This window comes from Stieleria sedimenti (genome assembly GCF_025060895.1).
Classification (GTDB): Bacteria; Planctomycetota; Planctomycetia; order Pirellulales; family Pirellulaceae; genus Stieleria; species Stieleria sedimenti.
In genome coordinates this window covers 42,644-55,220 of the sequence record NZ_JANZKV010000062.1, presented here as the reverse complement: position 1 = coordinate 55,220, position 12,577 = coordinate 42,644, and the positions used below count along the sequence as shown (strand labels likewise).

The 12,577-nt window shown below is 56.1% G+C and carries 8 protein-coding genes; 1 reads left to right on the top strand and 7 read right to left on the bottom strand.

The genetic code is table 11. The features are described 5' to 3' along the window. Positions 1-288: 288 nt before the first annotated feature. Positions 289-891: a Uma2 family endonuclease gene (locus NZK35_RS09590; protein ID WP_323379627.1), complete on the top strand. Its 603-nt coding sequence runs from the start codon at positions 289-291 to the stop codon at positions 889-891. A 1-nt stretch (position 892) separates the two neighbouring features. Here the strand turns inward: NZK35_RS09590 and NZK35_RS09585 are convergent, their stop codons facing one another. The 7 genes from NZK35_RS09585 to NZK35_RS09555 form a co-directional block, all read right to left on the bottom strand. Next, on the bottom strand, positions 893-2,107 hold the full coding sequence (locus NZK35_RS09585) for a hypothetical protein (protein ID WP_259632313.1): 1,215 nt from the start codon (positions 2,105-2,107) through the stop codon (positions 893-895). 271 nt (positions 2,108-2,378) lie between these two features. Continuing rightward, positions 2,379-5,741 (bottom strand): WD40 repeat domain-containing serine/threonine-protein kinase, encoded by a 3,363-nt coding sequence (locus NZK35_RS09580; protein WP_259632312.1) that lies wholly within the window; start codon positions 5,739-5,741, stop codon positions 2,379-2,381. Between the two features lie 29 nt (positions 5,742-5,770). Further along, positions 5,771-6,328: an ECF-type sigma factor gene (locus NZK35_RS09575; protein ID WP_259632311.1), complete on the bottom strand. Its 558-nt coding sequence runs from the start codon at positions 6,326-6,328 to the stop codon at positions 5,771-5,773. Positions 6,329-6,540: 212 nt separating this feature from the next. After that, complete coding sequence (locus NZK35_RS09570; protein ID WP_259632310.1) at positions 6,541-8,094, bottom strand: hypothetical protein; 1,554 nt, start codon at positions 8,092-8,094, stop codon at positions 6,541-6,543. A gap of 96 nt (positions 8,095-8,190) precedes the next feature. Beyond that, positions 8,191-9,153 carry a ThuA domain-containing protein gene (locus NZK35_RS09565; protein ID WP_259632309.1) on the bottom strand — a complete coding sequence of 321 codons (963 nt, stop codon included), beginning with the start codon at positions 9,151-9,153 and terminating at the stop codon, positions 8,191-8,193. 348 nt (positions 9,154-9,501) lie between these two features. Then, positions 9,502-10,992 carry a glycoside hydrolase family protein gene (locus tag NZK35_RS09560; protein WP_259632367.1) on the bottom strand — a complete coding sequence of 497 codons (1,491 nt, stop codon included), beginning with the start codon at positions 10,990-10,992 and terminating at the stop codon, positions 9,502-9,504. A gap of 113 nt (positions 10,993-11,105) precedes the next feature. Continuing rightward, a complete protein-coding gene (locus NZK35_RS09555) occupies positions 11,106-12,479 on the bottom strand; it encodes a sulfatase family protein (protein WP_259632366.1) in 1,374 nt (457 codons plus the stop codon). Positions 12,480-12,577: the final 98 nt, after the last annotated feature.

Here is a 12,577-nt window from a genome sequence, read left to right as displayed (position 1 = left end):
CATTAATGCGCGGTTTCGCCGTTCCTTTTTTCACAAGTTTTCGATTTCTGAGTGAATCTCTGCTGTCGACCTTGCTGACGGCGAGAGATCAGCCGCTCAGCTGGAACTGCCACGTCCGGCGAAGACGCTTTCCACCGCCCAACAAACGTTTGCTTCGTTTACAATGACGCAACCGACATTTTTAGTGTTACTCCCGGTGTTCGTGGATCGATCATGTCCGAAACGCCCCCTCCTATTCCATCCCAAGACGGTGAACCGGCGTGAGAACCGGCTTGGGAAGCGGTCTACTTGCATCCTCCGCAAGGCAGTTGGTCCGAAGGAGATTTCCTGAGGTTGCACACCAACCGAATGGCTGAGCATGCTGACGGAAGGCTGGAGATCCTGCCAATGTCGAACCTGAAATATCAGCGGATGCTGCGGTTGGTGCTGGGATTGCTCGAAGACGCGATGCCCGAAGGCGGTACCGCCCTGTTCGCTCCGCTGCCGATTCGATTGTTCCCCGGCACGATTCGAGAACCGGACCTGCTGTACCTCGCCCCTGGAAACCGCCCAGCCGTCGATGTCGACTATCCCGATCATCTTGATCTGGTGATGGAGATCGTCAGCCCCGGTACGGAAGCCAGGCACCGCGACTACACCGACAAACGCCGTGACTATGCCAAGGCGGGTGTCGCCGAATACTGGATCGTGGATCCAGTCGAGCAGCGAGTGACCGTGCTATCGTTGAACTCGGACCGATATACGGAAATCGGCACCTTCGCGCCCGGACAAGTCGCTTCCGGTGAGTTGCTGACGGGACTGCGGGTCGACGTTTCAACGCTCATGAAGGCATGGTCGGTATCAATCGAAACTCTTGACGAGTTCCGCTACCCGAAAATTGAGCTGACATAGACTACTCGTTGGGCGCGAGTAAGAATGCTTCGGCACTATTTGGCCCAGACAAGACACGTCCGATGACAACGCCTGAATCATTGATGTCAAAGTACCCGATTCGATCGGAGATTCCGTTTCCGTCAATGAGCGTTGCCAACTCCTGCGGTAGATTCGACGTGCGACTGAAGACATCGATGACGCCATCATTATCCGTGTAGACAAAGGGCCGCCAGCCACCGTTAAGACTTCCACTTCCGACAACGTCTCCGTTGTTGTTGATCGCCCAGCCAACGGAGGCCCGGTTCTTCGGCATCTTGATCACATTGATGCTACCGTCCGCCTCGACCCGGCACGCATTCTTGTACGATGTATTGGACCTCTGGTAGGTACCGCCAATCTGATTGAAGTCGTTGATTTCTCGCACGCTGCTGTCCCATCCCACGTCGGATGGAAACACCTGAGAATATCCGTCTCCTGGAATATATTTCCAATTTCCATAGGGCCCGCACATGGCGCCATTGAGATTGATGCTCCAAGTTTCTTTCCAGAAACCGAGGTAGTTACGCCCCGACTCGGGCGTCCACTGATACGTGCCCGTGCTACCGTCGACGACGTTATCATTTGAATCGCTGGCAACGACTCCGGCGTCGTTCAATACGACCCGATCGATTCTCGAAGAGCTAATGTCGATGTATTGCAAACTTGATGCAACGACATTGCCCTGATCGTCAACGGACGCCGGCGTGTACAGGCAGGTGTAAAACAGGTACTCACCGGATTGCGGGTCAATGATTTCTTCGATGATGCACGCGACACCACCCGAATTATTGATTTCTCCAATCTCCACTTGATAGACACCCACCAGGTTTTCCCAATCGAACTCGCCGATTCGTCCCTCGTCGATCAGTTGCTGCTGAAAATCCACCATTTGGCCAGCATCGGGTCCAGTGGACCAAATGATGAAAGGACGGCTGGCGAACGCCGGTTCGCTGACTCCGCTTGGCACAGTACTACTGCCCCAGACGTCACCACTTTCATTGATACCGGAGGTCGACGTAAACGGTCCTCCGAGGGTCCCCAACCACGTGAAGGTAAAGGTGGGTTGTGAATCGCCTTTTCCGCCGTTCCCTCCCTTGTCGCCTTTGCCACCTTTCTGAGCGAAGGCCATCGGCGTCAAGGCGAATGAGAGGCTCAACGTGAGCGTCAGGATTGGGCTGAGACATCTTCGAAGCATTGTCTTCTCCGTGCTGTGGTGCGCAATGGTAGTTAAGTCAAGTCGGTCCATCGTTGGTAAGCCTGAGCTCTAATTATGGCTGCAAAAGAAAAACGCCCAACACCCGCAGCCAAGTCCGACAATTCTCAAGACTGTTTTGAGAAGATTACAGGCTTGCCTTCTCTGAGGCGTCTTTCTGGCTTAGAGCCCCGCGGTCATGCGTCGGCTCACCGTCCTTATCAATGCGTATTTTCAGCAATCCGCTTTTCAGAAATTACGGTTTTTCAATCAGTTAATTTTTCAGACGCAGATTGGTCCATTTGACCTGAAACTGGCGATCGAGTCCGATCAGCGTCGAATCGTCGGCTGACAGATAGGTGCGGTAATACCCGTCCGGTGACGGCATAACCGGAAAAAGTTTCTGCATCGCTCCCGTGTGCCACAACCAAATCTGTTGACCGCGTCCGCTGGATAATAATGTGTTTCCGTCGCGACTGATCGACAGGAATTTCGGCATATCGCTGGGTTGGACGCCGACCAACTCAGGCGCCGTTCCCTCTTGATAGTTCCAGCGTTTGATACGACGGTCGTTGCTGGCGGTGTAGAGCCATCGCTCGTCGGGACTGAATCGCAGGTCATTGATGGTTTCCGTGTGGTGCTCGGGTGACGCCGCCAGCAGCCGACCGCCATCGACCTCGTTGACAAACAGATCACCGCGTCGACTCGTTGCCAGAAACCGGCCGCTTGCAGAAAGGTCGGCCGTATACGCTTCGCGAACTTCCTTTTTGAAGAGCAGTTCAAGTTGCGGGAAACTGACCACGATCACCAAAGAATCACGCCGTGAAAAGAGCATCATGCGGTCACCGCTGCGAGAAAAACGCACCTCGGCGTAATCTGCGGTGATGGGTGCGTCGAAGACCCGCACGGCCGCAGCGATGGAGCCCTTCGTCACGTTCACTCTGCCGCCTCTGTCAGGCACCGGAAGGTTCATTTTCACGATTCGGCCGTCCTGGGTCGTGAGTAACAGATCACCCTGCGGTGAAAAGTTCAGTCCCGCGAATTCGCTTTTCGGCAACTCCGCGTCCAATGAAAACGTTTTCCCAGTCGCCGTTTCGATCAATTCGGCTCGGATGTAATCGTGAGCTGCGATCCAATCGCCGTTGGGCGAAACAGCAATGCGATCGTTTTTGGACCTGACATCCGTTGTCTTGACGGTGTTGGATCGAAAACTCGACTCGACCAATCGCCCATCTCGCCCAACGGAGAAAACCGAATCGGGTGCAAGGCAAAGACACGCTTCGACACGAGCATCATGCGACTGGTGTTGTGATTGACGAACCACCGTCGAGGCAAACTGGTTGTCTTTCGCGGAACGTTCGAAATCCTCTCGAGTTAGGCAATAAATCATCCCCGTTCGACATCCCGCGACGACCGTCTTTCCATCGGCTGAAATGTCGACCGACGAAACCGCACTGGGCACGCGAATGGTAATGCCGGACTTTCCCGTTTCGACATCAACCAGGCGGACTTCTCCGTCGACAGAACCATCTACGAGCGTTTTACCAGCGGAGTCCAACGCAACATCGACCAATCGGTAGTCCGAGCGTGATGTTTGGTTCAGCAGGTTACCGGTGGGCCATTGCCAGACCGCGGAAGTTTGATCCTTGGACGTCGTCGCAATCCGAGTTCCATCCTCCGAAATCGCAATTCCGTAAATCGGTCCTTCGTGTTGCCGAAGGTGCCGAACCACTTTCCCGGATTTGATCTCCACGGCACTCACATCCGCGCCGCCATCGCAAACGAATAAATGTCGAGCGTCTCGACTGATACAAAAATCAACAATCGGTTGTGCCGAAAGATTGCACACCGTTTGCCACCCACCTTCATCCGCCAAGCTGAACGCTTTGATCGATCCATCACTGCCGCCGGCAAAACAAACTCCTGTGACCTGCGAGAACGCCAGCGAGCTGATGGAGGGTTGCCCGCTTGCGGGCAGTGATCGGACTGTGTTCCCCCTTAAATCAATCACATGTACGATGCCACCCTCACCGCCCACCGCGCTGATCTTGTGCTCCGGATCGAAGGCCATCGCGTACAAAGACAAGTGAGTCTCGAGCCGGGAACGTCCCGCTCTTTCCAATTGGGTGTGGAGGAAGTTGTACGGCAAAGGGAGCGTGGGTGATGAAGCGTTTTTCATCGCGAGATCGACCGGGATTTGCCGATCCAAAATGTCAGCGGCTTCCAGATAGTCACCGTCATCGATCGCATTGGCCGCCAGTCGCCAATCCGCTGCTTCCACGAGTGCAAGTGTTTGTTGCTGTGCCGCAATCATGCCCTCCCGCAACCGCTCTGATAGACGGTGGGCTTCCCTCGTCACGCCGACTTGGTGCAGGCTGATGCCGAAACCCAGCAAAAGGAAACTGAGTGCAGCCGACGTCAGCAACGAGGCTGCTTTGTGACGTAAGAAGAATCGGGTCACCAGGTAGAGCTTCGTTTGACGTCGTGCTTGCACCGGTAGCCCGGCGGACAGACGTGACAAATCATTCGAAAACGATTCGACCGACTCATAGCGTTCCGACGGCGACTTTGCCATCGCTTTCAATAAAATCCAGTCCAAATCTCCGGCGAGAAACTGGTGAAGGGTTGAAACACTTGTTTGGCGTTCGTGCGCGAGGCGGGCGCACGTCGGGTCATCCAACGCGAGGAACCATTTGCTCGGCCGGGTCACCGGATGCGAATCAATCAGAGTTGGTTCTGAAAATCGAAAAAAATGATCAACGTCTGGAAGCCGCCCGACCACGAGTTCGTGCAAGAGAATGCCCAAGGAAAAGACATCTGAGCGGGTATCGATTCGAGATTTGTCTCCCACTTGCTGCTCGGGGCTCGAATAGGGCTGGGTGCCGAGGATGCGGATGAAATGAGTCATTCGCTCACCGTCGGCATCCAAGAGCTTTGCGATCCCAAAATCGATGATCTTGGCCACGGGCGTTCCAGTGCCGTCGGCAACCAAAACATTTCCCGGTTTTAGATCTCTGTGTAAAACTCCATGTTGGTGTGCAAAGCGGATGGCCGAACAAACCGTTTCGAATAGCTTGAACCGCTCCTGGATGGTCAATCGGTTCTGGTTGCAATACTCGATCAACGGTTGCCCGTTGACGAATTCCATGACAAAGTATGGCTGTCCGTTTTCGGTCGTTCCCGCGTCCAGCAGCCTGGCAATGTTCGGGTGTTCCAGACGGGCCAAAACGGCCTGTTCCCACTGGAAGCGGCGAAGGATTTCGCGGCTATCCATGCCGGGCTTCACCATCTTGATCGCCACGGTCCGATCGATCGGCTGTGTCTGCCGAGCCCGATAGACAACCCCCATTCCCCCCTCTCCAACAAGGGCCTCGATCTGGTAGGGACCAACCCATTGGCCGGAAATCAAATTCAGGCCATCGTTTTTGCCGGCGTACGTCTGGTCGACCAAATCGCACAGCCGGTGCTCGGCCACGGACGCACGCAGCAAATCTTCGACGTCAAGACGAAGCGCCGCGTCGGAACCACATTGCTCGCTCAGCCAATCATCCAGTTCGGTGCCGGCCAATCCGGATTCGACTGCTTCCAGAAAAACACGTTTAGTCGATTCATGCCGAAAATATTTTGCATCGCTCATAAATACAATGCGAAATTTTTGCCGCCTTTTTATCGCGATTGCGAAAGATTGGACACCAAAAAAGCGCGGGCGAAGATCCACTCACGGTGCATCGTGGCGACAGAACTGCCCAACACCTCCGCACATTGAGCCAGCGTGAGGCCGCAGAACAGCCTCAGTTCGGCAACCTGCGAAGCCAAACGGTCGTGCACTGCGAGCACGTCCAAGCAATCACTCAAGTCAACCAACTGCTCGTGATCAGAAAGCTTCCCGATGGAAAACTCGTGCAGTGGAGCAATCTTAATCTGGCCACCCCGTTTCTGAGCCTGTTTTTGCCGGGCATCTTCGACCATGATCCGCCGAATCGCCGTCCCTGCCGCCACAAAAAAATGCCCTTCATTCGCCCAACGCGACTCGCTTTTCCGCAATCGAAGATAGGCTTCGTGAACCAGGGCGGTCGCTTGCAATGTTGCCCGAGAACCGTTGCCTCGCAAATAGTGAGCTGCAAGCTGACGTAATTCCTGGTACACGTTAACCAGCATCGCCTCCGACGATTGGGTCGGTGGCAGGTCGGTCGCAATCGATCGTTCGTGAATAGTTGCCGACATGAACTAGAGTCTACCTGCGTGGCAGCCCGGGGGAACGACTAGGGCCAATTCTTTGCAAAACTTTTAGATTTGTATTTCTCGCACGTTTCGGTCGCAGCTAAGCACCGTTCAAAGATGATCTTACAGGGTAATGAATAACGTTGCTCTCTCATTTTCTTGGATCCGCGGGTACGCCCTACCATTGGCGGGTGTGCTCCTTTGCGGCGACGCGATCAGAGCCCGCCTTCGGGTTGCAATCTGGTTTCACCGACCGGCTTGAGTTCGACGAGAAGTCCAACGTCGCGGCGTCGTCGGTCGATCGAAAAGGTGATCGCATGCCGACCGCGTTCCAGATGGATCGGGGCCGCGAGATCATCGATCCGTCGTGTGTCGACCCACAGTCCTAAACCGTTGCTGGAGTTCAACTCCAGCTGAACGTCACCAGGGACGAGCACGTTGACGAAACCGCGGGCGAAGATCGCTTCGGAATCGGGCCAATCGGCAGAGGGCAACTCGCCACGCACCATGCTGTATGCCGGCAACCAATCGGCATCGTCGTCAGGCAGCGTCGCCAATTCGGGGGCTGCAAGGACACGCCATTTGCGGATGACGGGACTCTCGTCATTGGCATAGTCACCGGGCTTTCCGAGCACCGAGATGAATTTGACCAGATCAAGAAACTCACTCCGGTCCTTCAGCTGGTCGGCCAGGCCCGCCGGCATCAGCGACTTGGCGGGGACTTCCGCCTCAATTTCATCCGTCGCGAGACGGACTTCTTGGCCCAGCGCCGACGAATCGCGCAGCACCACTTCTTGCTCGTTTCGGAAGGTCACGATCCCGGTTCGTACCCTGCCGCTGTCCAGCAAAAACGCTTTGGTTTCGTAGTGTTCGGCGATCGCCGCATTGGGACTGAGAATCGACTCGACCAAGTACTTGGTTTTCGCGGCGGCACCGACCGCGACCAAATTGGGACCGATGATCGGTCCGGCCGGTCCGATCGCGTGACACTGGGTACAGGACAGGGATTTGCGACGATAGATCAGCTCGCCGCGCGCGGCGTTGCCAAGTGTTTCCGCGTCGGCCGCCAGCGTTTCGATGTCCTCAGCCAACAGATCGCTCGTCAGCGAGCCGGAGGGCGTCGAGGGCTGGAAGGTTTTCGCTAGAGTGTCGCTCAGCAAACCACTTTCGCGATGGAACTGGCTGACACGGTCGATGACCAACGGATGAATCGTGACGTCGGCCAGCGATTCGCCCAGCCGTGCTCCGCCGTTTTGTCGATTTAAGAATGCTTGCACGACGGGCACGGGATCCGCCCGGCCGGGGTCTTTGCTCATCAAGGTCGCGGCGGCCTTGGCGGCACGATCCAAATCGAGATGGGCCAAGCCCACGACGGCGGCATAACGAGTTTCCAAGTCGGCATCGGCCGCCAAATTCGCCAGCGGTTCCGTGTAAGCCTTGGCGCTGGTCTGGGCGAGTGCCACTGCGAGGGCTTGCTTGACCGCCGGACTGTACGAACCCTCCTGCAGTGCGGCCAACTCGTCTCGTCCTGCCACACGCCAGACGCCCAGGTTGTTGGCGGCGAGAACGCGGACGGTTGCGTCGTCGCTGTCGAGCAGCGTCCTCAGGCCTCGCATGATGCGTCTCAGTCGCGTCGACCCTTGCCGCTTTGCCAGCTGTTGCAGCGTTTCCAGCATCGCGATGGACGTGTCAACCGACCGGATCCCGTTTCCCTTGCTGAAGGCGGTCACGATCATACGAATGTCGTCTTCGGTTCCGACCTTGATCAACTGGGCTTGGAGATTCTGCAGACTTTGGGAACTGGGAGATTTCCGCCCAGCAAGATCGCCACGATAGAAATGGGTTTCATCGCTCGTTTGGGGAGTTCACTTTTTGGGTTTCTTGTCAACACGCTGGATTTGCCAGGTTGAAACGGTTTCATTCGCGTCGGGCACCGGTCGGCCGACTGCCCAACAACAGCCATTGATCAGCATCCGAACAAACGATTCTTCGTTAAAGTCACCGGGATGACCGAATGAAGTTCCAAAAACCTTGGCTCCCCATTCATTCTCCCATGCCCAGGCGACCACATCGGACTCGTGCTGTTTGACTTCGATCGTGCCGAAGGATTTTTTGAGTGTCCGCACGCGTCCCTGTCCCGAACCGGTCACCAACGGAACGCAACCGTCCTGCAGTCGCGTCAGGTAGAGCGTTCCCGGGGAGACCCACTTCGTTTTGGTGATGTTGGACAGGATCGGGTGATCCAATGATTGCTCGACCACGCTGATTTGCGTTTCGCTGGTTTGGTGCACAACGTAGGGCGTTCCTAAAACCCGTCGGCCGAAGTCATCGTTCCAAGAAAATCGCGGATGATCGGCCGGATATTTGAACGAATGGTTCGCCGTCCGCAGGCCGATGACGGGCTTGCCGGATCGGATGTAATTTTCGATCGGTTGCCATTCGGCGTCGGGCAACTTCAAAAAACGCATGAAGAAGATCGCGAGGTCCGCGTCGGCCAACGCTTCAATGCCCGGCAGCACGTTTTCGGTCTTCTTTTCCGGGTTTCCATCCCCCATCACAATCGTCGTGCGAAATCCGAATCGCTCCAGTTCTTTGGCGAAGATCGGCATCGACAACTCCGGCGAATAGTGGAGCGTGCCGACGACGATCACCGCGTGCGGTCGTTCCACGTCGGCCGACCAGGCGTGACCCGATCCGACGACCGAGACGACAGACAGGGCGATCAGCGCGAGACACTGAATCGGCCCTGTCATTCTGCGAACCGCGGTCATCGCACGTCCGGCGACCGGATGGCGGGTCGATGGCGTCAGTGGAATCGGTTGCATCATCGTGGAACTCATAGGGAGGGAGCGGATCTGGACGGGGAACGAACTGGCGCTGTTCAGTTGGTGCTTTGGCAATATTTCATTTTGAGATAGTGGAGCTTACCAAGAGTTCGGCTCTGTCTGCGATCCGCGGAAAGCATTGGCGGGCGGCACTCCGGCAATTTTCCCGGGCTAACCACCGGAAATCATACCCACGGATGGCAGCGCGAACCCACGGATCACAGGGTGCAAAAATCCGTGGGTTCGCGCTGCCATCCGTGGGCCCGGTAATCGTTTCATTGTTCCGCAAGTGACAGCCTGACCCTTTTCCGATCGACAAACGCAAGCCAAAACCCAAATTTGGACAGAGGACTACTTTGCGGCGTCGTTTTCAAAGGCGAACGTCACCCGATCGAGAATCGGTTTCGATTGATTCTCGGTGCTGTCTTTGATTTTGACTTCGAACTGAAACCCGTAGCCGGCGGGCAACTCGGACAGGTCCAGTCGCGCCGGAGTCTTGGCGACCTGTTTGGCGAACCCCGGAATGTAGTCGTAGGTCTCTTTGACGGCTTGCCAATCGGTCCACTTGTCGATCGATCCGTCATTGTTCTCGTCGACTCCGGCACGAACGACGACCTGCTCGACCCAGGGTCCCGGGCTGACGAAATCCATTTTCTGTTGCGTCGCGAGATAGAATTGTCCTTCGGCGAACATGATGTCTGGATCGGGATGGCCGCGGCCAACGTTGCCGCACCAGGTGAAGGGTTCATTGATGCTTTTCGATGTGAAGCGACCGACGCTCATCGTCTTGCTGTCCGCCGGGTCATAGTCGCAAAACAGATAGTACTGTCCGCCGATCGAGATCGCCGCCCAGTCACCGTAGGCGTTTTGTTCCGGTTCGTGAATTTCGTACTCGGCAACGTTTGTTTTGAAACGTTCCGGGTTTTCTTTCACCCAGTGGGGATGCTTGTAGGTTCCCTTCCTGCCGGTCGGTTTGGTGCGTTCGTCTACCGGCGGCGCCAGCAGTTTGAAATCCTGGATTCCATCGGGGCTGACCGCATGTGCCGCCAAGGGAGAATCCCAGGCATGGCGTTGGGCATTGATCGGGCTCCAGTCTTCCAGGATCAAGTGGAACTGACCGTCCAGGCCGCGAATGATTCCGCAGTCGGAACCGTGCGAGGGGTCATCATAGGCCATTCCTTTGTTCTCACCGGGCCGGCCATCGAACAGGTCATCATCGACAAAAACGTGTGGATCCTGGTCGTTGGGAAAGTCGTAGTAAAAGTACGCTTTGCCATCGGCATACTCGGCAGTCGTCATCCATGCGGAAGCTTTTTCGGTGATCGGGCCGTGATGAACCCAGTTGACCATGTCTTTGCTTTGCCAGGCGTGGTAACCACCCAGTCTCGGTTGCAGTCCACCGGCGGCATCGAACTGATTCGGAAACTTGGTTGTCTGCAGCGGAATGTCGAAACCGTCGAGCGTTGCCGGTTCAGGCTTGAAGGGCGGCAGCTTGGACGTATCGCCCCGTTTTCGGCCGCCACCGTAACGGCCAAACATCCAGTAGTTGTCCGGGCCGAGGCTGAGCATCACCGGTGCGTCGCCGAGATTCACCGGACCAAGATCGTTGGTTTGATTCCAATTGGACCATTCAGGTGACTGGTCGAATTGAATCGATTCCGCCATCCGTTTGGTCGCAAATGTCTTCAACACGCTCACCAGTGAAGCGTTTTGCTCGGTTGGGACTGCCATCCCGTCCTTGATCTGAATTCCCTCGTTCTTTGTCGTGCTTTGCTGCCATTCGTCTTGCGTGTCGATCACCCAGGCATGATCGTTTGCATGGACGGTCGCGGCCTGGAGCATTGCAAAGGCGGTGAAAGAAAACAGGGTTAGTAGTATTCGTGTCATGCGGTGATTCATGGAGGTGATTTCTTGCGATTGCGTGATCGTTGATTGATGGCGGCCGGTAAGCACGTTCAGTCGCGCAACGACGAGAAATTCTTGGGGTTGGGTTTGGGCGGAAGCGTGGCTTTCCAGGCGGCAAGTTTCTCGGTGAGTTGCGCGACCACGTCCGGGTGCGATTCTTTCACGTCTTGCTTTTCGTAGGGATCGGAGACGATGTCATACAACTCCACGTACGAGGAGGCTTCGTCGCTGATGAGTTTCCAGTTTTGGTCGACGATGCAGTAGTCGACCCAATGAAAGGAGTCGGCTTGGCCGGGTTTGCCGTTGCCCTTCATCTTCCAGAACAACGGTTTGTCGCGGCCATCGCTGACGTCCCCTTGAAGCGGTTTCAGCTGACTGATTCCATCGGGCTGATACGATTCGGGTAACTTCGCGCCGGCGATTTCGCAAAACGTCGGCAACAGATCGACGGCCGAAATCATCAAACGTTGATCGACTTTGCCGGCGGCGATTTTGCCCGGCCAGCGTGCGATGAAGGGCACGTTGATGCCGCCTTCGAACAGCGACGCTTTGTAGCCCTTGCGTCCGGCGGTGATTCCCTTGGCCGCGGCGATTCCGAATCCCGCACCTGTGGCGGTGTCGTAGCTGAGGGCTAGCGGTGTTCCGGGACGGGCGCGGGCAGGCCCGTTGTCCGAGCTGAAGATGACCAGCGTGTTGTCCACCAGGTCCAGCTTGTCGAGCGTCTCGAGAACCTCGCCGATGCGATCGTCGGCGTGCGACAAAACGGCTGCGTAGATCTCATCGTTTTCATCGAGCCCGCTGTTTCGAAATCGCCAACGGTACTTCGGCAGGACGTGGAAGGGCGTGTGCGGTTCATGGATCCATAGGTTGACGAAGAACGGTTGACCGGCCTGGTGACTCCTCTGGATAAACTCGATCGCATGTTCGGCGTCTTCGTGCACAGGCATTTGCTCACCCGAACAATTGAACGCTCCGTAGGTATCGTATCCGTATTGTCCCGGCGAAGGGGAATCGGGAATCATGTCGTTGGCCAGGTGCCATTTGCCGAAATGGGCCGTCGCGTATCCGGCCTTTTGCAGCAATCGGGGCAGCGTGACAGTGTCGGTGTCCAGCCAATCGGGCATGTTGCGTTTGGCGTTACTGGGCACCCAGGCGAAATGCCCATCGATGTTGTAGCGGGCCGGAAAATGCCCCGTCATCACGGCCGTTCGGCTGGGGGAACACACACCGCTGGCGACGGTAAAGCGATGGAAATCCGTTCCCTCACGCGCCAGCCGATCGATGTTGGGCGTTCTGACATCAGGATGCCCGTGGCAACTCAGATCGCCCCAACCCCAGTCGTCGGCAAAAATAAACACGATGTTGGGACGCGGTGAATCAGCGGCAGCGAAGGCTGTCAAAAGACACACCAACGCAATCGCCATCAAACAAGAGGACTTCATGGTTTCGACTTGGAGGTTCGTTTGGCGAATTTTGTTGAAATGAATTGTAGTGGGTGAAGGTGGATTCGTTGTGTTTTACA

What these genes read in the sequence shown, in the direction of transcription:
- NZK35_RS09585 (WP_259632313.1), bottom strand. Translation starts at nt 2,107, where the DNA reads ATGCTTCGAAGATGTCTCAGCCCAATCCTGACGCTCACGTTGAGCCTC.
- NZK35_RS09580 (WP_259632312.1), bottom strand. Translation starts at nt 5,741, where the DNA reads ATGAGCGATGCAAAATATTTTCGGCATGAATCGACTAAACGTGTTTTT.
- NZK35_RS09575 (WP_259632311.1), bottom strand. Translation starts at nt 6,328, where the DNA reads ATGTCGGCAACTATTCACGAACGATCGATTGCGACCGACCTGCCACCG.
- NZK35_RS09565 (WP_259632309.1), bottom strand. Translation starts at nt 9,153, where the DNA reads ATGATGCAACCGATTCCACTGACGCCATCGACCCGCCATCCGGTCGCC.
- NZK35_RS09560 (WP_259632367.1), bottom strand. Translation starts at nt 10,992, where the DNA reads ATGCTCCAGGCCGCGACCGTCCATGCAAACGATCATGCCTGGGTGATC.
- NZK35_RS09555 (WP_259632366.1), bottom strand. Translation starts at nt 12,479, where the DNA reads ATGGCGATTGCGTTGGTGTGTCTTTTGACAGCCTTCGCTGCCGCTGAT.